A 17,951-nucleotide genomic window follows, 5' to 3' on the forward strand; every position below is an offset into this window, starting at 1 on the left:
ACGGCGATCAACGATGGGCTGGACATGGTGGGACTTCCTGATTCTCGCCCTACGTCAAACGGCGGACTTGCTCCGAGCTACTGGCCTCAACTCACCCTGACACGTAGGGCGTCGATAGCGAGGAGCTTGACCGACTCCGAACAGAGCGGCAATTTTGGGGGCAATCCGTGCGCCGAATCTGGCATCGTCCTGCCGACCAGTGGGCCTTGTGACGATCGCTTCTGATCTTGGTGGATCTCTACCGACGGAGTTCAGCCCGTCACGCGTGCTGTCGTTCGCGCTAGTTTGGCCCGGCCGCTAAGAGTTGGAGTCAGCGGCAGGGTGGGGCTCGTGACTGATGAGCTATCGGTTTCAGTACCCGGCCACTATGGTGGTCGGACGAAGGTGGGGCGCCATGGTCCGATCGGCAATGGCAGTACGGCGACGGCTGGCCGGCCTCGAGTGGCTCCTGATTGCTGCGCTCGTCGCCACGGGTGTGTGGTTCGGCGTACAAGGGACGGCTGTCGCCAAGGTGGATTCCCCTACCCGACTGGGCTGGGATATCGAGATCGCCCAGACGGGAGTCGACGGTGCGCCAGGTGTTGCTCCGCAACGGGATGTCATCGTGTGGTTCTCGTGGGCCATGGCTTCCGACGGTCTCGTTGAGATCCGAGCAAATAGTTCGAGCGCTGGAGGTCTCTCAAACTCCGCGTTCACAATCATCCTCTACTGCGGCGCTCAGCTCAGTTCGCTTGATGGTGCTGCTAAACATTCTGACGGTACCGGGATTCAGGACATCAGAAGCGCCGGTGACGAGGCGGCCTGCAACGCTTCCGAACGTGGGGAAACTGAGGAACGAAAGCGTCAAGTCGTTCGTGTGGTCGGCTCAGCCTGGTTCAGTGGGATTCCGGAGGGACGATGGAGCGACTCAAGAGCTGGCCAACGGATCGCCCGGACACCCCTCGTGGGGTACTCCAGCACGAAAGGTGAACTCATCGAGGCGTCGGCCTTATCGACTGCAAGAACGGTCTTGACCGCGCCAGTAACTGAACAGTTCGACAGCGCTACCCCGCCGGAATCGGTCGAAGGCAGCGTGGTTTACGGCTCCGGATGGCCGATCATGGACCAGAACGGGAACCGCGAAACCGCCGCCGTTCAGTGGGAGACCACAGCCAAGGACGAAAACACCTTGACCATGCCTCTGGAAACGGGCATAGCGAGGTGGACGCTCCCGGAGGGCCAGGCGTTCCCGCAATGGAGTCTTCTATTCTCAGGTGTACTTTTTGGTGTCGCGGCAGCCCTGATAGTCGAATGGCCGATCGCGGCGTACCGTGCGCGACTTCGATCCAGCGCCGAAGCGGCAGCGAAAGCAGAAGCCGACGAGGGGGATCACCGGAGATAAGCGGAAGCACGAAGGGCTGAAAAAGTTCCGAAAGCAAATGCTAGCCCTGACTAACGCATTGCGTCGGACGATGATCGCTAGGCCGCCGGCAACGCGTTCGCCGTCAACCAGCGTGGCATCCGAAGAAACGAAGGCTTGACTTGTGCTGAACTCATGGCTGTGACCAGAAGCGCGCCAAAAGCCCGCAATGTGACAAGAATCGGGCCGTACTCATCCGTAACGGTGCGTACAATGGGTCCCATGAGAACCGCGGAAATCCGCGGAATTCAGCCCCAGTTGCGGGTTGGTGAACCGGCCGAGACGACTTTCAGTTGTTCTTGGTTCGAGTCCCCAGCGCTAGCCCCAGAGTTTCTGCGGAAGCCAAGGGTCTGCATCTACGCACAAACTCCCGCGGGCTGCTCCAAGCTGGTGGCTATTGCCGCCTCACAAGCCTCGTCTCGATGTCCCGAGAGTCGCAGCGATATGAGCACGCCGGCGGCCGAACCCAGGGTTGTGCGGGAGTTATGGAACTCGCGTCAGAGTAATCTTCTGGCCGAGGGCGGCAGCGAGACGACTGAGCGTGGCTGCTGTCGGGTTGCCGAGACCTCGCTCTATCCGGCTGATTTCTGCCTGTTTGAATCCCGGTAGCGCTGGACAGGGCAGGTTGGGTGAGCTCGCGGGCCTTGCGTGCTGCGGCAAGCATTGCGCCCAGTTCAACGCGACTAGCGATCTCCGCGTCAAATGTCGTGCCGGCCGCCTCGTACACGGCGCGCGTATCCTCAGACCATCCCGCCTTCGCACGGTCTGCGAGGTCCTTGAAGTTCCTTGACATGATGCCTCCTCCGAACTTCAGTATGTGGTCCAACACATAAATGGTGAAGTCTTCTTCTGGCGGTCACGGTGGGTGCGCTTCCACTGTTCGTGAATCTTCCGCGCCCTGGCGATTTCGCGCTGTTGGCGCCTGTCGGACGGGTCCTTCTTCTTGTCGTAGCCGCTGTAGAGCAGAACGATCTTTTCTCCGTGAAAGGCGCAGAACACGCGGATGAGCACCTTCCGGTCAACGATGGCAAGATCGGACGGCAGGTCGACATTCGCCTCAGAAAAGGTCGCCTGCAGTGACCTACGAACCCGGAACTCGTAGAGTCCGCCAGAGAGGGGCTTGCCCCATTCTCCGCTGCAGATATCGATGCCGTGCATGGCGAGGACATGTTCGATTGCAGCAGTCAGGACTGCCTGCCTTTACTCGCCGAGTGAAGAGTAGAAGCGGCCGAAAGAATCGCCCTCGTACTCGATGTCCCAACTGGTCATCGTCGTAGCCTCCTTCGCGTGCATGGCCAGCATGGTGGGCGGATTCGCGATCTTCTTGGACGCCTGCCCAGATCGGTCAAGCGCCGTCGTGAGCGCGGTACGGAAGCTCTGGGCTAGTTACATCCGGTCACCACATCAGGTGTTCAGCCCGAGACCAGGAGTCCGGCTCGCGCTGGGTATCGTATGTCAAACGGGTGTGGTTAGGGCAGAAGACTGGGACTTGATTCGCGCACGTTTATTCAACGTTTATTGCGTCGAGACCGGCCGAGGCGGGCCGAGGGGTTGCGATAGAAATGTGCCAAATATCGCAGGGAACTCCTGATCAGATCGAGATCAGACGAGATAGGTCTAGGTTTCGAAACGAGAGTCCCTCGGCCCAAAAGGGCCCGCCGCAATCCGCTTGTCGTAGGTTCGATTCCTACCGGGGGCACCGCACAACACCCGTGAATCCTGTTGCTCTACCCTCGGTTTGGTAGATTCGGGAAATGCGAGAACTACAGGCGCGAATCATCGCGGAGCTGAACGTGTCCCCCCATATCGATGCATCCTCCGAGGTTCGCCGCAGAGTGCAGTTCCTCGCGGACTACCTGGTCCGAACGGGGGCACAGGGCCTCGTGCTCGGCATCAGCGGGGGTCAGGATTCCAGCCTGGCCGGCCGTCTGTGCCAGCTGGCCGTGGAGCAGCTCGCCGAGGCGGGACATTCGGCCATCTTCCAGGCCGTGCGCCTGCCGTACCGGGTGCAGCGGGACGAGGAGGACGCGCAGCTCGCCCTGGAATTCATTCGTCCGGCGTCGACCGTCACCTTCGACATCAAGCGCGCCGTCGACGGCATCGAAGCGGAATTCGCCGATGCGACGGGCCGCCCGCTGCCGGACTTCGACAAGGGAAACGTCAAGGCCCGGGTGCGCATGGTCGCCCAGTATGCCCTCGCCGGCTCGGCCGGCCTGCTGGTCGTGGGCACCGACCACGCCGCCGAGGCGGTCACGGGATTCTTCACCAAGTACGGCGACGGCGGCACGGACATCCTGCCGCTGACCGGACTGACCAAGCGTCAGGGGCGAGCGCTTCTGGTCGAGCTGGGGGCGCCGGACCGGTTATACCTCAAGGCGCCGACTGCCGACCTTCTCGACGACAACCCCGGCCAGACCGACGAGGCCAACCTGGGGTTGCGGTACGAGCAGATCGACGACTTCCTGGAGGGGCTTCCCGTCGACGATCTCGTCGCCGAGACGATCGAGAACCGCTACCTCGGCACCGAGCACAAGCGCCAGGTCCCGGCATCGATGTTCGACGAGTGGTGGCGCTGACTCGTGAGAGACGTGAGCCGCCGCCGCCTCGCTCGGGAGCGCGGCGGCGGCTCACGGACGTCTAGCTCTGGAGCGGGGTGGGGCGCACTTCCAGTGCCTGCACGTCGTCGAGGAGGCGCTGGGTCTCCGTCGACGCCGAGGCCGTTCCAGAGGCGTACTGGAGCGGGGCAGGCACGGGCGCGGCCGGCGCGGCGGTGAATTGGTCGTGGTGCTGCTGGGCGGTCCAGGCATCCTGCTCGGCGAGGAGGTTCTTCTCGGTGCTGTTCTGGGAGACCTTCCACCGGTCGAGGTCGCTCTGGAAGATCTTGCGGGTGCGGCCCGGCTTGTCCTGCCATTCGACCAGGCGGTCGCGGAATTCGAGCAGCGCGGGCTCGAGCTGGTACCCGAACGTGGCCGAGGTGCGCTTGAGCTCAGCGAGCTGATGCGCGGCCCAGTTCGCGGCGACGCCCGAACCCTTGATCGGCAGGAGGCGCAGCTGCACGTCTGCCTGGCCCACCGCGCGGTCGGCCATGACCTGCTCCTGTGGCGTGAGCGAGTTCCAGACGGATGCCTCGGTCGCGGCATCCACGAGGGTGCCGATCACGGCCGCCTTGAGAGCCCGGTCGTTCTGAGCCAGGAGACGTTTGATCGCCCCGCGGGAGATCACCGTTGCCAGAAGGCTGGCGACGACGATCGAGACGATGAGCACCACGGCGCTGAAAACCATGGACTGATTGCTGGCTGCCGTGAGCCAGGATACAAAACTATTCCACCACTGCATGAGCGCACTTTACCGGCGTCTCGGCCCGATCTCCGGGAGCGGCGCGGCGTGCCCTGCGGAGAGGTGCGCGCCGTCAGCGGAAGCAGTCGGCCGCGTCGTCGATGCGCCAGAACGAACCGACGTTCATTGTGCGGGTGGCGGCGAGCAGGCGCCGCGCGGCGAAGTGGTCGCCGTCGGCCTCGGTGCGGCGCTCGATGTGCCCGAGCACCATGCCGGACCGGTTCGAGACCCGCCAGAGGCCGTCTTTCACGGGAACGAACTGAAGACCGCGGATGACCGGCAGTCGGGGTGCTGGGGACGCTGGTGTGGACATGGAATTCTCCGAGATCGACCGTATGCGGGTGAGGGTCCCCTCAGGCTACGGAGAGCCACCGACAGTGGATTCGGCGCTACCGCAGAGGTCCGTTCAGCAGAACCATGTCCTGGCTGGCCAGGTCGAGGTCCACAACCCGGTTCGGACGCGCGGTCTGGGCGACGACGATGCCCGCGAGCACAAGGACCACCCCTGCCATCTGCAGCCCGTCGAGGGACTCGCCGAGCCAGAGGAACGCGAACGCGAAGGCGAAGATCACCTCCGAGGCAGACGCGATGCCGGCCGCCGTGGCAGTCAATCGGCCGAGCGCCATGTACGAGAACAGATACGGGGCGAAGGAGCCGAACACGCCGTTCCACAGCGTCAACAGCCACAGCGGGAGAGACACCGCCCCGAGGTTGCCCGTCAACGCGACATCCTGAACCAGGGTCTGCGGCTCGATTCGCCACCAGGCGCTGAACACGAGCCAGAACGCGCTGGCGAAAAGCATGGACCAGAACGACACGGCCAGTGGCGAGGTCGCGGCGACCTGCCGCTCCCCGACCAGGAAGTACACGGCCAGGCAGATTGCGGCGAGGATTCCCGCCAGCACACCCAGGCCCGAAAGGGTGCTGGCCCAGATCTGGGCGACGACAGCCATGCCGATCAGAACGCAGCCGATGGCCAGCCAGATGCGGGATTTGACCCGCTCCTTGAAGACGAACCGGGCGACCAAGGCGACGATCAGCACCCCGGTGTACTCGAGCATGAGCGCGATGCCCACCGGCAGCAGACTGATCGCCACTGCGTAGAACCACTGGATCAGGGCGACCCCGGCCACCCCCAGCACGGCCATCACCGCGAGCTGGCGCAGGCTGATGCGGAACGCCCGCCGGTTGGTCACGAGCAACAGACCGCCGGCCAGGAAGGCCACGACCGTGACCCGGAAGAAGGTCAGCTGGGCCGGGGACAGGCCCGCCTCCACGATCACCTTGGTGGTGCTGCCGTTGAGGCCGAAGAGCAGCGACGCGAGGAGAGCGTAGAGGTAGCCCACTTCGCTCAGCCCAGACCGGTGCCGTGCACGGCGTACGGTTCGATCTCGTCGATTTCGACCTGGGTGAGGGGCGGGGCATCCAGTGCCGCCACGGTCTGCTCGAGCTGGTTCACGCTGCTCGCGCCGACCAGCACACTGGTCACCGACGGCTGGCGCAGGATCCAGGTGACCGCCAGCTGGGCCAGCGTTTGGCCGCGCTCGGCGGCACACTCGTTGAGGGCGCGGGCTCGGCCCTGGTAGGTGTCGGTGAGAACGTGCTCCGATAGGAAATCGCTCGTCGCGACCCGCGAGCCTGCCGGAACGGTGCCGTCCAGATAGCGGTCGGTGAGAAGTCCCTGTGCGAGCGGCGAGAAGACGATGCTGCCCATGCCGAGCTCGTCGAGCACGGGGAAGAGCCCGTCTTCGACGTGGCGGTCGAACATCGAGTAGCGCGGCTGGTGGATCAAGAGGGGGATCTTGTGCTCGGCCAGCGCCGCCGCCGCCGCCCGCGTCTGCTCGGGGCTGTAGCTGGAGATGCCGACATAGAGGGCCTTGCCCAGCTGCACGGCCGACGCCAGCGCGCCCATGGTCTCCTCGATGGGAGTCTCCGGGTCAGGCCGGTGGGAGTAGAAGATGTCGACGTAGTCGACGCCGAGCCGGCCCAGGCTCGCGTCGAGGGAGGAGAGCAGGTACTTACGGGAACCGAAATCGCCGTAGGGGCCCGGCCACATGTCGTAGCCGGCCTTGCTGGAAATGATCATCTCGTCGCGGTAAGCGCGGAAATCTTCGGCGAAGATGCGGCCGAAGTTGGTCTCGGCGGCTCCGGGAGGAGGACCGTAGTTGTTGGCCAGGTCGAAGTGGGTGACCCCCAGGTCGAAGGCACGGCGCAGGATGGCGCGTTGGGTCTCGATCGGGCGCTCGTGGCCGAAGTTGTGCCAGAGGCCAAGAGACAGCGCCGGCAGTTTGAGGCCGCTCCGTCCGACGCGTCGGTAAGTCATGTCGGCATAGCGGTTCGGAGCTGGAACGAAGGTCATGCCGTTACTCTAGGGGTGTGGAAACTTTTGTGGTCGCAGGTGGATGTTTCTGGTGTCTCGATGCCGTGTATCGGGTGTTGCGTGGCGTGAGCGAGGTGATTTCCGGGTACACCGGGGGAGGGGCTCCACGGCCCACGTATGAATCGGTGTGCACGGGCCGTACCGGCCATGCCGAGGCCATCGCCGTGACGTTCGACCCGGAGGTCATCCCGGCCAGTGTCATCCTCGACGTGTTCTTCACGCTGCATGACCCGACCCAGCTGAACCGCCAGGGCGCCGACGTGGGCACCCAGTACCGGTCGGCGATGTTCTATACCGACGACGAGCAGAAGCGGCTCTTCGAAACCGCTCGCACTCGCGCCTCCGAATGGTGGGGCGGCGGCATCGTCACCACGATCGAGCCGCTGGGCGAGTATTTCGTGGCCGAGGATCACCACCAGGACTTCTTCGCCAAAAACCCGGGTCAGGGCTACTGCATGGCCGTCGCGCTGCCCAAGGTGAACAAGATCCGCAAGTCCTACGCCGAATACCTTCTGTAACGGCGCGAGGTCGTGTACTCGTCGGCACCGAGTGTCGCTCGGCGCGGCGACATGAACGGGTTGTCCAGCTGCCGTGCCAGCGCTGCCGAGACCGCCGTAGGGAAACCCGGGCCCGAACGAATTCGACGGAGAATGTGCCCGAAGCGGCATTAGAAGCTGTGGGGTGACACCGACCGCGGCGCGTACCCGGACCCTCTCCGTCAGAAGCGAGCCAGCCCTCCCCAGATGTGGGGGGCGGTCATTCGGCACAGGTTCCGGATGCCGCGGCCGAGCGTCGTTGTGCCGCCGCACACTCGGAGTACGCGATCTGGGGCGGCGGAGCCAGGCACGAGCCGTCGCTTCAGGTCGCGTGTTCCGGGCAGTCGTCCGGGGCTCACAGGATGAGGGAGACCGTAATGAGCGACAGCATCACCGTGACCGGAATCGTGGCCACCACGCCCCGTCACCTCGTGACCAGTTCGGGGCTGGCTATCACGTCGTTTCGGTTGGCGTCGAGCCAGCGTCGCTTCGACCGTGTGAAACAGACCTGGGTTGACGCCGAGACCAACTGGTACACGGTGTCCTCCTTCCGGCAGCTCGCCCATAACGTGGAGCGCTCGGTGCGCAAGGGTGAGCACGTGGTCGTGGCGGGGCGGTTGCGCATCCGGCCGTGGGAAAATGCCGACCGCAACGGTACCTCGGTCGAGGTCGAGGCAGAGACCGTCGGGCACGACCTGGCCTGGTGCAGCACCGTCTACACGCGCTCGCCGTCGCCCGGCGCAGCGTCGGCGCCACACCCGACCGAGCCCACGGACGGCTTCCTACCTGCCGATACTCGCGATGCACCCCCGATGCGCGACGAGGCTGAGTCCGCGTCGCTAGTCGGGGTCGATTCCTGACGGCGGCAACTCGGCACGATCATCAGCACAGTCACCGGAATAACGTTCGGGGACACGGGGCATCTGGCAGACTCAGAGGTCTGACCGCACCGCGGTCGCGGAAGGACCACGTGCCGGCACGATCAGATCGGGAAACCCGGAGACGTCGAACCGGCATCCGTTCCCCACGTACCGGTAGCGCGTTGCTGCTCGGGCTGGCCGTCACGGTCAGCCTCGCGGCCTGCTCGGCGGCACCGGCCGCGACTTCCTCAAGCTCGGCCACGGCGTCGGCCTCGGCTCGTCCGACTGCGAGCGCGGCGCCCGTACTCGCGCCGCAGCTACAGCCGGAGAAGGATGCCGCGGCGAACCTGGCGTACTTCGACAGCGTCGCCACGGCGGTCGTCACCGCCGACGAGAATGCCGGCGGGCGGGCGTTCGTGGACGCGCTGGGGGCCTCCGGCTTCGACCGGGCCCAAATGGAGGTCACCTTCGACGAGACGAACATCGACCTCGCAGCGGACTCGATCCAGTTCTCCGTTCGGTTCAACGGCGAATGCCTGATCGGGCAGAACGGACCGGCCACGGGCGGGTACCACAGCGCGGTCACGGCGATCCTCGCATCCGGAACGTGTCTGGTCGGGGCCACCCGGCAAATAGACTGGTAAGTACTATGGCTGAATTTATCTACACGATGGTCCGCGCTCGCAAGGCGGTCGGCGACAAACTGATCCTCGACGACGTCACCATGTCGTTCTTCCCCGGCGCCAAAATCGGTATCGTGGGGCCGAACGGCGCCGGAAAATCCACGATCCTGAAGATCATGGCCGGGCTGGACACCCCCAGCAACGGCGAGGCGAAGCTCTCGCCCGGCTACTCGGTCGGCATCCTGATGCAGGAGCCCGAACTCGACGAGACCAAGACGGTCCTCGAGAATGTCCAGGAGGGCGTCGGCCCGATCAAGGCCAAGGTCGACCGGTTCAACGAGATCAGCCTCGCGCTCGGCGAACCCGACGCGGACTTCGACGCACTGCTGGCCGAAATGGGCACGCTGCAGGAGGCCATCGACGCCGCCGACGCCTGGGACCTCGATTCCCAGCTGGAGCAGGCTATGGACGCCCTCCGCACCCCGCCGGGCGATTACTCCGTCGCCGAGCTCTCCGGCGGTGAGAAGCGCCGCGTGGCGCTGACCAAGCTGCTGCTGCAGAAGCCCGACCTGCTCCTCCTCGACGAGCCCACCAACCACCTCGACGCCGAAAGCGTGCTGTGGCTCGAGCAGCACCTGGCCCAGTACCCCGGCGCCGTTCTCGCCGTCACCCACGACCGGTATTTCCTCGACCACGTGGCCGAGTGGATCGCCGAAGTCGACCGCGGCCACCTGTACCCCTACGAGGGCAACTACTCGACCTACCTCGAGAAGAAGCAGGAACGACTGCTCATCGCGGGCAAGAAGGACGCGAAGATGGCCAAGCGCCTCGCGGACGAGCTCGAATGGGTGCGCTCGAATGCGAAGGGCCGTCAGGCTAAGTCGAAGGCGCGTCTCGCCCGCTACGAAGAGATGGCGGCAGCGGCCGAGAGCACCCGCAAGCTCGACTTCGAAGAGATCCAGATTCCCGTCGGCCCGCGCCTCGGCGCCCAGGTCATCGACGCCAAGAAGGTCAAGAAGGGCTTCGGCGACCGGGTCCTCATCGACGATCTCTCCTTCACCCTCCCGCGCAACGGCATCGTCGGTATCATCGGTCCCAACGGCGTGGGCAAGACCACGCTGTTCAAGACGATTGTCGGACTCGAGCCGCTGGACCAGGGTGAGCTGAAGATCGGCGAGACGGTCGACATCTCCTACGTCGACCAGAGCCGCGCGGGCATCGACCCGAACAAGTCGCTCTGGGAGGTCGTCTCCGACGGCCAGGACTACATCCAGGTCGGCAAGACCGAGATCCCATCGCGGGCCTACGTGTCCACATTCGGGTTCAAGGGTCCCGACCAGCAGAAGAAGGCCGGCGTGCTCTCCGGTGGTGAGCGCAACCGCCTCAACCTGGCGCTCACCCTCAAGCAGGGCGGCAACCTGCTGCTGCTCGACGAGCCCACCAACGACCTGGACGTCGAAACCCTCGGCTCGCTCGAGAACGCGCTCCTTGAATTCCCCGGCTGCGCCGTGGTCATCACCCACGACCGGTGGTTCCTCGACCGAATCGCCACGCACATCCTCTCCTATGAGGGCACCGACGAAGACCCGGCGAACTGGTACTGGTTCGAGGGCAACTTCGAGTCGTACGAGCAGAACAAGATCGAACGCCTTGGCCCGGATGCCGCGAAACCGCACCGGTCCGCGTACCGCAAGCTGACCCGCGACTAGGGCCCGCGATGAAGCTGCGCGTTCCGGTGAAGTTGCGCTGGTCGGACCTGGACGCCTACGGCCACGTCAACAACGCCGAGTTATTGCGTGTGCTCGAGGACGCGCGCATCCAGGCGTTCTGGCCGGATGAAGACGGCGACGGCCCCGGGGCGTTCGCCGGCACCGCCGTGCTGGACGGGCGCCCGGGCGCGGCGACGCTGACCCTGATCGCGCGAATGGAGGCCGAGTATCTGGCGCCGATTCCGTATCTGAGGCAGCCTCTGGACATCCGTCTCTGGCTCGGCAAGCTCGGCGGCGCCAGCCTCGAGGTCTGCTACGAGGTCTGGACTCCGATCGGCCTGGAGCCGGCGGTTCTCTTCGCGCAGGCGAGCACCACAATCGTGCTGGTGGACGCCGCGACCGAGCGGCCACGCAAGATCAACGAGGTCGAGCGCGCCGCGTGGGCTCCATACGTCGACGAACCCATCCGATTCACCCGGCGCGCGTCCCTGCCGGCGGAGTAGGCCGGCCCGGACGCAGTCCGCCTCAGCCTGCGGTGACGGCGTCGCCGGTGACGGTGACCTTCACCGGCGCCAGCGGTTCGGTCGCCGGTCCGGCAAGGGCCTCGCCGGTGGCACGGTCGAACTTCGAGCCGTGGCATGGGCAACCGAACTCGTCCTTCGCCGATTTGACCACGCAGCCCTGGTGGGTGCAGATCGCGCTGAACGCAACCACGGTGCCGGCCGTGGGCTGGCTGATCAGGATGGGCTTGCCATCGAGGGAGGCCTCGATCGAACCGCCCACGGGGATGTCGGCGAGCTTGGCTACCTCCACCGGGCCAATGTTGCCGGTGCCGGAGTCCTCGGCGCCGTCGGTGCTGCAGCCGACCAGCGCGACGGCGGTGCCGGCGGTGCCGAGCAGAAGCGCGGTGCGGCGGGAGATGTCGGTGGCGTTCGTCATGGTTCTCCTCGATCGGGCGGGCGTTCAGGAATGTTCATACACGTTCAGACACGTTCGAACACGTTCGAACACGTTCGGAGTTGCTCAGTAGACGCTCAGACCATGTGAAGGAGGCTACTCCGCGTTCGTGGGTACGCGCAGCATGCCCTCTTGGGCGACCGTGGCGAGAAGCAGGCCCGCCCGGCTGTAGATGCTGCCGGTGGAGAGCCCGCGTCCACCCTGGGCGGTCGGGGAATCCTGTACGTAGAGCATCCACTCGTCGACCCGGCCGAAGCGATGGAACCACATGGCGTGGTCCAGGCTCGCGACCTTGAGCCCGGGGGTGGCCCAGGCCACGCCGTGGCGGCGCATGACAGGCTCCATGATCGAGTAGTCGCTGGCGTATGCCAGCGCGGCGCGGTGCAGGTCAGGGTCGTCGGGCAACGGGCCCATGGTCTTCATCCACACGGCCTGGCGAGAGGTGTGCTCGCCGTCCACCTTGAGGTAGATCGGTGACGGCAGGTGCCGCATGTCGAACGGACGCTCGTTCGCCCAGTAGCGGGCGATGGAGTGGTCGACCTGGGCCAGGGCATCCGCCGCCGTCGGCAAGGACTCCGGGTCGGGCATATCGGTCGGCATCTCGATCTGGTGCTCGAGGCCTTCATCATCGTCTTGGAACGAGGCGATCATCGACAGGATCGGGTGCCCGTCCTGATAGGCCTGCGTGCGGCGGGTGGAGAAGGAGCGGCCGTCGTGGATGCGATCGACGGAGAAGGTGATCGGTTGGCCCACGTCGCCGGGGCGTAGGAAATAGCCATGCATCGAGTGCACATGGCGGTCGTCGGGAACCGTGCGCATCGCGGCGACCAATGACTGGGCGAGCACCTGCCCGCCGAAAACGCGGCCGAGCGGCATCCACTGCGACGGCCCGGTGAAGATGTCCTCGCTGGTGCGGGCGCCCGTGTCGGTGAGGTCCAGGGCGGCTAGAAGGCCCTCCATCGGTAAGTCCATGTGGCCTCCTCAGGCGCGTGGCGGTGCAGACGCGCGCGCCGGTGTGACGCGCGCCGTACCTTGGTAGTTTAGGAGCAGATGAGTAAGTCATTTTCTCTCCCAGAGTCCCTGTCCCTTCGCGACCTCCAGGTCTACCTGTCCCGCGCCAGCCGGGTGGAGGACGGTTCCGTGCGCCTCATTCAGGCCGCGGGGGTGCTCGCCGTCTACACCGCGATCCTCTATCCGCGCGGTCTCCTCGACTCCAGCCCGACCGTGCTGGGCCTGCGCACCTTCGCGCTCACCGCCCCGGTCGAGCTCGACGCGGTCGTTCCCGTGCGCTCCCTGCTGGACCGCCTCGCCCGCCTCACCGCGGCCGTGCGGGAGGACGAGGCGACAGTGACCGTAACCGTGCCGCTGGAAGTGACCACGGTGACCTGGGCCGGTATCTCGCCGCCCCAGGGCGGCTGGACCCTGCTCGGTGAAACGGATGCCGTCCTGCTCGACGGTGCGGCGCAGGCAGGCATCGAGGAAGTCGCCGCCGTCATCCCGGCGGGAACCGGCGGGCAGATCGTGCAGCGGGTGCGCTCCGAAGTCTGGAGCCGCCCGATCCCCGGCCTGGAAATCGTGCCGGCCGGCGCCGCCTTCGCGGCCGTCAGCCTCGGTTTCCTGCCGAAAAACGAGCCCGTGCGCCTGTTCGAGACGGGCCTGTGGACCCGGCTGAGCACGAGCCGCGGCCACATCCTCGTGCGTCGCAAGCCCTGGTCGCTGAGCCGCTGACTATTCGCTGGGTGTTCGCACCCTGCCCCGAACGAATTCGACGGAGATTTTGCCCGGATCGGCCTTAAACTGGCCGAGAATCGGCTCAAACATCAAAATCTCCGTCGAATTGGTTCGACGCCGGGCGCTGACTCGGCGACACGCGGGCGTCCTGCCACAGCCGGGTGAGCACGTCGGCCGCCGGTTCCTCGCGGGCAAAGCGGAAACCGGTGCCCGCCCAGAGGGCGAGCCCGTCGGCGTCGCCGCGTCGACCCGCATCCGCCCTGAGGCCACTGGTGAGATGGTTCACCTGCGGATAAGCCCGGGGCGCGGTGGCGTCGTGCTCGATGATGAACGCGTTGCGCAGACCCCGTGCCGGACGCCCGGAGAACGCGCGCGTGACCACGGTGCGATCAAAGTTCGGGTCGACGAGCGCGTCCTTGTGCGCCTGATGGGCGCCGGACTCCGCGGTGCGGAGGAACGCCGTACCCAGTTGCACGGCGTCCGCGCCGGCCGCCAGGAGCGTCGCGATCCCAGCACCGGAGTGGATGCCCCCGGCCGCGATGAGCGGCAGAACCGCCAGGTCCGAAATGGCGCGGACCAGTTCGATCAGGGGGGTGGTCTCCGGTTCTTCGGCCGTCGTGAAGGTCGCCCGGTGTCCGCCTGCTTCCGGGCCCTGAACGCAGAGCAGATCCACTCCGCGTTCCTCCGCGAGTACCGCCTCCCGAACCGAGGTGACCGTGGCGATCACGCACGCGTCGACGGCGTGCAAACCGTCCACGGCCTCGGCCGGCGGCAACCCGAAGGTGAACGACACCACGGGGACTCGGTGCCTGATGAGAAGGGCCACCTTGGCGGAGAACCAGTCATCGTCCGCGGTTAGTGTCGGGGGCAATTCCACGCCGTGTTCCAGCGCGGTCGCTGTCAGGCTCCGGCGGTAGGCATCGACTCCGGCCCGGTCGGTCAGTGGCGGCCCGGGAACGAACACGTTCACGCCGTACGGCGTTCGCGAGCCCTGATGCACGTCGGCGATCTGCCGGGCCAGCGCATCCGGGGTCTTGTACCCAGCGGCCAGGAACCCGAGGCCGCCGCCCGCGCTGAGGCTGCGCACCAGGGCCGGGGTGGACGCGCCACCGGCCATGGGTGCCGCGATGATCGGAATGCGAAGGTCCTTCAGGCTGAACATTGTCTCTTTCCGGTGTGTGGGTGCGTACGTCACAGTGTGCGAGGCGCCTCGTGCGTTCGGTGTTTCGGGCCTATCCCGCCGACGCCAGCAGCGCCGCCCAGAGGTCGGCGCGGGCGTGGAACGCGCCGAGGTCCCGCCCGAGCAACTGCTCGGCGTGGCTGATCCGGCCGCGCACGGTGTGTCGGTGCACGCCGAGCTCCGACGCGGCCGGGCCGAACTGGCCGTTGTGCTCGAGCCACACCCGCAGGGTGGGGAGCAGCGCCGTGCCGTGGGCAGCATCGTGGTCGGAGACCGGCCGGAGGGTGGCGCGGCCGACCTCCGAGGCATCCGTTCGGGCCAGGAACGCGAGCACGCCCTGCCGTGAGATCACCTCGAATTCGACGATGCCCGCTGCGCCTTCGTGGGCGCGCTCGAGCGCCTGTCGGGCCTGGGCCGCCGCGTGCGGCAGGGCACGGTAGGCGCTCCGGTCGGAGACGCCCACGTGCAGGCCGAGGCCCACCAGCTCGGCGAGCACCGGATCGGCGGCGAGATCGACGACGAGCAGCACCTGGCCGCCGTCGCGGGCGAAGAACAGGTGCCCGGGGCGCTCCTCGACCCGCAGTTCGAGCAGCTCGGCCAGAGCGTCCCAGCGTTCGGGCGGCGGGGAGACGACGGCGACCCGTACCGGCTCGGCCGGGAGGGCACCCCAAAGCTCCCGGGAGATGCTCTGCACCAGCGGCAGGTCGCCGCCGAGCAGCGCCTGCAGCAGCCCGGACCGCAGGTGGCCGCGGGCGCGACCCTGAGCGCTGTTCTGTTCGAGTGCGAGCCCGGCGAGGGCGATGACGCTGGTCACCACCTGCTGGCTGGCCTGGTCGAGCAGGGTGACGCCGCCGAGGGCCAGCACCCCGCGCAGCTGGCCCTGCCGCCCCAGGGTCTGCAGGGTCAGGGTCTCGCCGCCCTCGTCGAGGGTGGTGCCGGCCCGCTGCCCGCGGCGGAGCAGCCGGCCGGCCTCCGCCTGCACCTGCGGCAGCGCGGGGGAGGAGGCGGAACCGGAGAACGCGTCGCGGGGGAAGACCCGGTCGAGCGCGCCGCTCGCGTCGAAGAGCGCGACCCAGTGGCCCAGCTGCCGGGACAGCTCGCTGAGAATGTTGCTCAGGCCGTCGGGTCGGAGGGCCGCGTGCGAGATGGCCCGCTGGGCGTCCAGCGCCCAGGTGTTGCGGGCGTAGCGCAACTCGGCGACCAGGTCGCCGGCCGCACGCGCCACCGCGATGAACGGAGTGTCATAGGGCACCTCGATCAGGGGCAGCCCCTCGGCAAGGCAGGCCGCAACGAGGGCCTCCGGCGTGCCGGCGCGCACGACCTCCGTGCCGAAGCCGAGACAGGCGATGCCGCGGGCCGTGAGCCGGCGCACGTAGTCGCGGTAGTCGGCATCCGTCATCGGGTCGGCGAACTGGGTGCCGGTGGTGAGGAGCACCTGGCTGGCGGAGAGAAACGGCGTCGGGTCGGCCAGGTCGGAGCCGTGCACCCACTCCACGGGCTGGTCGAGCGCGTGTGCCGGCAGCTGCGGCTCGGCCGTGAGCAGGCGCAGCTGGAGGCCGGGCTGGGCCAGCAGGCGGCGCACGGTGGGCAGGAGCGGCGGGGCCAGGTTCGGAGCCATGCGACGAGTGTACAACGTGGCGAAAGTTCACCCGGGCGTTGTACACGGTGCCGGATGTCGCGGGTGGCCGCCCTGAGTAGCCTTCTGGAATCGGTATCGTCGCCGGCCCCGCGCCGATGCAACAGCCAGCGAACTGGAGCAGCAATGACCCTCGTAGACGCCCTTTCTGTGATCCCGGTCGGTGGACCGTCCCTTCCCCAGGAACGCCGCCTGGTCACCGCCATCCCCGGGCCGAAGTCTCAAGAGCTCGGACGTCGCAAGGTCGAGGCCGTCTCCGCCGGGGTGGGCGTGACCCTGCCTGCCTATATCGTCGCGGCCGGCGGCGGTGTGCTTGTCGACGTCGACGGCAACTTCCTGATCGACCTCGGCAGCGGCATCGCCGTGACCGGCATCGGCAACAGCGCCCCCGAGGTCGTGGCCGCCGTGGCAGCCCAACTGGCCCAGTTCACGCACACGTGCTTCACCGTGACGCCCTACGACTCGTACATCGAGGTGGCTGAGACGCTCAACCGGCTCACCCCGGGCGACCACGCCAAGCGCAGTGCCCTGTTCAACTCCGGCGCCGAAGCCGTGGAGAACGCCGTCAAGATCGCCCGGCACTACACCGGCAAGCAGGCCGTCGTCGCCTTCGACCACGCGTACCACGGCCGCACCACCCTGACTATGGGCCTCACCGCGAAGAACCAGCCGTACAAGAACGGCTTCGGCCCCTTCGCCGCGGAGATCTACCGGGCACCCACGTCGTACCCCTACCGTGACGCCGGACTCGACGGGGTCGGGGCCGCCCGGCGCGCCATTTCCCAGATAGAAAAGCAGGTCGGCGCCGACAACCTGGCCGCCCTGATCATCGAGCCGATCCAGGGTGAGGGCGGCTTCATCGTGCCCGCACCGGGCTTCCTTCCCACCCTGGTGGACTGGTGCCGCACCAACGAGGTCGTCTTCATTGCCGACGAGGTGCAGACCGGCTTCGCCCGCACCGGCGACCTCTTCGCCAGCAACCACGAGGGCATCGTGCCCGACCTGATGGTGATGGCCAAGGGCATCGCCGGCGGCCTGCCGCTCTCCGCCGTCACCGGCCGCGCCGAGATCATGGACGCGCCGCAGGTCGGCGGCATCGGCGGCACCTACGGCGGCAACCCGCTCGCCTGCGCCGCGGCCCTGGCCACCATGCGCAGCTATGAGACCGAGAACCTGGCCCAGCGCGCCCGTGAAATCGGCGCCATCCTGACCGGACGGCTGAACGCCATCCGTGCCGTCGACAAGCGTGTGGGCGATGTGCGCGGGCGAGGCGCCATGATCGCCATCGAACTGGTCGACCCGGTGACCGGAGTCCCGGATGCCGCCCTCACCGGCCGCGTCGTGGCCGCCGCCCACGTCAGGGGCGTCGTGCTGCTCACCTGCGGCACCTACGGCAACGTGATCCGCTTCCTGCCGCCTCTGAGCATCTCCGACGACCTCCTCGTCGAGGGCCTGCAGGTGCTGGCGAGTGTGCTCGCCGCCGCCTGAGCCCTGGCTCCGCGGTCTCCTGCCCGAACCCGACGGGGGCACAGGGCGATCAGTCATACTGGGGGAACGCCGCGGGGAGGGTGGCGGAAACGCCCTTTCTGCACGGCCTTCACCCC

Annotated in this window: 19 protein-coding genes; 9 read left to right on the top strand and 10 right to left on the bottom strand. The window is 66.9% G+C overall.

All coding sequences use genetic code 11. The annotated features are described in order from the left end of the window. Window positions 1–394: 394 nt before the first annotated feature. Complete coding sequence (locus E3O22_RS10010) at window positions 395–1,381, top strand: hypothetical protein (protein ID WP_134393953.1); 987 nt, start codon at window positions 395–397, stop codon at window positions 1,379–1,381. Between the two features lie 501 nt (window positions 1,382–1,882). On the opposite strand, the gene E3O22_RS16750 is transcribed toward E3O22_RS10010, so the two are convergent. Both E3O22_RS16750 and E3O22_RS10020 read right to left on the bottom strand, forming a co-directional pair. After that, window positions 1,883–2,161 carry a helix-turn-helix domain-containing protein gene (locus E3O22_RS16750; protein WP_134393952.1) on the bottom strand — a complete coding sequence of 93 codons (279 nt, stop codon included), beginning with the start codon at window positions 2,159–2,161 and terminating at the stop codon, window positions 1,883–1,885. 48 nt (window positions 2,162–2,209) lie between these two features. Then, complete coding sequence (locus tag E3O22_RS10020) at window positions 2,210–2,557, bottom strand: hypothetical protein (protein WP_134393951.1); 348 nt, start codon at window positions 2,555–2,557, stop codon at window positions 2,210–2,212. Window positions 2,558–3,153: 596 nt separating this feature from the next. Here E3O22_RS10020 and nadE point away from each other — a divergent pair. After that, complete coding sequence (gene nadE, locus E3O22_RS10025; RefSeq protein WP_104103276.1) at window positions 3,154–3,975, top strand: ammonia-dependent NAD(+) synthetase; 822 nt, start codon at window positions 3,154–3,156, stop codon at window positions 3,973–3,975. A gap of 61 nt (window positions 3,976–4,036) precedes the next feature. On the opposite strand, the gene E3O22_RS10030 is transcribed toward nadE, so the two are convergent. From E3O22_RS10030 to mgrA, 4 genes are all read right to left on the bottom strand, one after another. Continuing rightward, window positions 4,037–4,735, bottom strand: a complete 699-nt coding sequence (locus E3O22_RS10030) for a hypothetical protein (RefSeq protein ID WP_134393950.1) — start codon at window positions 4,733–4,735, stop codon at window positions 4,037–4,039. A 73-nt stretch (window positions 4,736–4,808) separates the two neighbouring features. Continuing rightward, complete coding sequence (locus E3O22_RS10035; RefSeq protein WP_134393949.1) at window positions 4,809–5,048, bottom strand: hypothetical protein; 240 nt, start codon at window positions 5,046–5,048, stop codon at window positions 4,809–4,811. Window positions 5,049–5,124: 76 nt separating this feature from the next. Continuing rightward, complete coding sequence (locus E3O22_RS10040; RefSeq protein ID WP_166784621.1) at window positions 5,125–6,081, bottom strand: DMT family transporter; 957 nt, start codon at window positions 6,079–6,081, stop codon at window positions 5,125–5,127. A 5-nt stretch (window positions 6,082–6,086) separates the two neighbouring features. Continuing rightward, entirely contained in the window at window positions 6,087–7,094 is a 1,008-nt protein-coding gene (gene mgrA / locus E3O22_RS10045) for an L-glyceraldehyde 3-phosphate reductase (protein WP_134393947.1), read from the bottom strand. A 17-nt stretch (window positions 7,095–7,111) separates the two neighbouring features. Here mgrA and msrA point away from each other — a divergent pair, with 17 nt between their 5' ends. The 5 genes from msrA to E3O22_RS10070 all read left to right on the top strand — a co-directional run bounded on the left by msrA (window position 7,112) and on the right by E3O22_RS10070 (window position 11,346). Next, window positions 7,112–7,633, top strand: a complete 522-nt coding sequence (msrA, locus tag E3O22_RS10050) for a peptide-methionine (S)-S-oxide reductase MsrA (protein WP_134393946.1) — start codon at window positions 7,112–7,114, stop codon at window positions 7,631–7,633. A 395-nt stretch (window positions 7,634–8,028) separates the two neighbouring features. Beyond that, window positions 8,029–8,511: a single-stranded DNA-binding protein gene (locus tag E3O22_RS10055; protein WP_134393945.1), complete on the top strand. Its 483-nt coding sequence runs from the start codon at window positions 8,029–8,031 to the stop codon at window positions 8,509–8,511. 110 nt (window positions 8,512–8,621) lie between these two features. After that, the gene (locus tag E3O22_RS10060) at window positions 8,622–9,155 is read left to right on the top strand and encodes a hypothetical protein (RefSeq protein ID WP_241976607.1); all 534 of its coding nucleotides are present in this window, start codon (window positions 8,622–8,624) and stop codon (window positions 9,153–9,155) included. Window positions 9,156–9,160: 5 nt separating this feature from the next. Then, the gene (gene ettA, locus E3O22_RS10065; protein ID WP_134393944.1) at window positions 9,161–10,843 is read left to right on the top strand and encodes an energy-dependent translational throttle protein EttA; all 1,683 of its coding nucleotides are present in this window, start codon (window positions 9,161–9,163) and stop codon (window positions 10,841–10,843) included. 8 nt (window positions 10,844–10,851) lie between these two features. Next, entirely contained in the window at window positions 10,852–11,346 is a 495-nt protein-coding gene (locus tag E3O22_RS10070) for a thioesterase family protein (protein ID WP_104103299.1), read from the top strand. A 22-nt stretch (window positions 11,347–11,368) separates the two neighbouring features. Here the strand turns inward: E3O22_RS10070 and E3O22_RS10075 are convergent, their stop codons facing one another. Continuing rightward, on the bottom strand, window positions 11,369–11,782 hold the full coding sequence (locus E3O22_RS10075) for a ubiquinol-cytochrome c reductase iron-sulfur subunit (protein WP_134393943.1): 414 nt from the start codon (window positions 11,780–11,782) through the stop codon (window positions 11,369–11,371). Window positions 11,783–11,896: 114 nt separating this feature from the next. After that, window positions 11,897–12,772, bottom strand: coding sequence for an acyl-CoA thioesterase II (locus E3O22_RS10080; protein WP_241973545.1), 876 nt, complete (start codon window positions 12,770–12,772; stop codon window positions 11,897–11,899). Between the two features lie 78 nt (window positions 12,773–12,850). Here E3O22_RS10080 and E3O22_RS10085 point away from each other — a divergent pair, with 78 nt between their 5' ends. Then, window positions 12,851–13,528 (top strand): hypothetical protein, encoded by a 678-nt coding sequence (locus tag E3O22_RS10085; protein WP_134393942.1) that lies wholly within the window; start codon window positions 12,851–12,853, stop codon window positions 13,526–13,528. Between the two features lie 85 nt (window positions 13,529–13,613). Here E3O22_RS10085 and E3O22_RS10090 read toward each other — a convergent pair whose 3' ends face one another. Continuing rightward, window positions 13,614–14,693: a nitronate monooxygenase family protein gene (locus tag E3O22_RS10090; RefSeq protein WP_134393941.1), complete on the bottom strand. Its 1,080-nt coding sequence runs from the start codon at window positions 14,691–14,693 to the stop codon at window positions 13,614–13,616. A 70-nt stretch (window positions 14,694–14,763) separates the two neighbouring features. Then, the gene (locus tag E3O22_RS10095; protein WP_134393940.1) at window positions 14,764–16,329 is read right to left on the bottom strand and encodes a PucR family transcriptional regulator ligand-binding domain-containing protein; all 1,566 of its coding nucleotides are present in this window, start codon (window positions 16,327–16,329) and stop codon (window positions 14,764–14,766) included. 144 nt (window positions 16,330–16,473) lie between these two features. Here E3O22_RS10095 and gabT point away from each other — a divergent pair, with 144 nt between their 5' ends. Beyond that, entirely contained in the window at window positions 16,474–17,835 is a 1,362-nt protein-coding gene (gene gabT, locus E3O22_RS10100; protein WP_134393939.1) for a 4-aminobutyrate--2-oxoglutarate transaminase, read from the top strand. The last annotated feature ends 116 nt before the right edge of the window (window positions 17,836–17,951 follow it).

It is taken from the genome of Cryobacterium sp. TMT2-18-2 (genome assembly GCF_004402245.1).
Classification (GTDB): Bacteria; Actinomycetota; Actinomycetes; order Actinomycetales; family Microbacteriaceae; genus Cryobacterium; species Cryobacterium sandaracinum.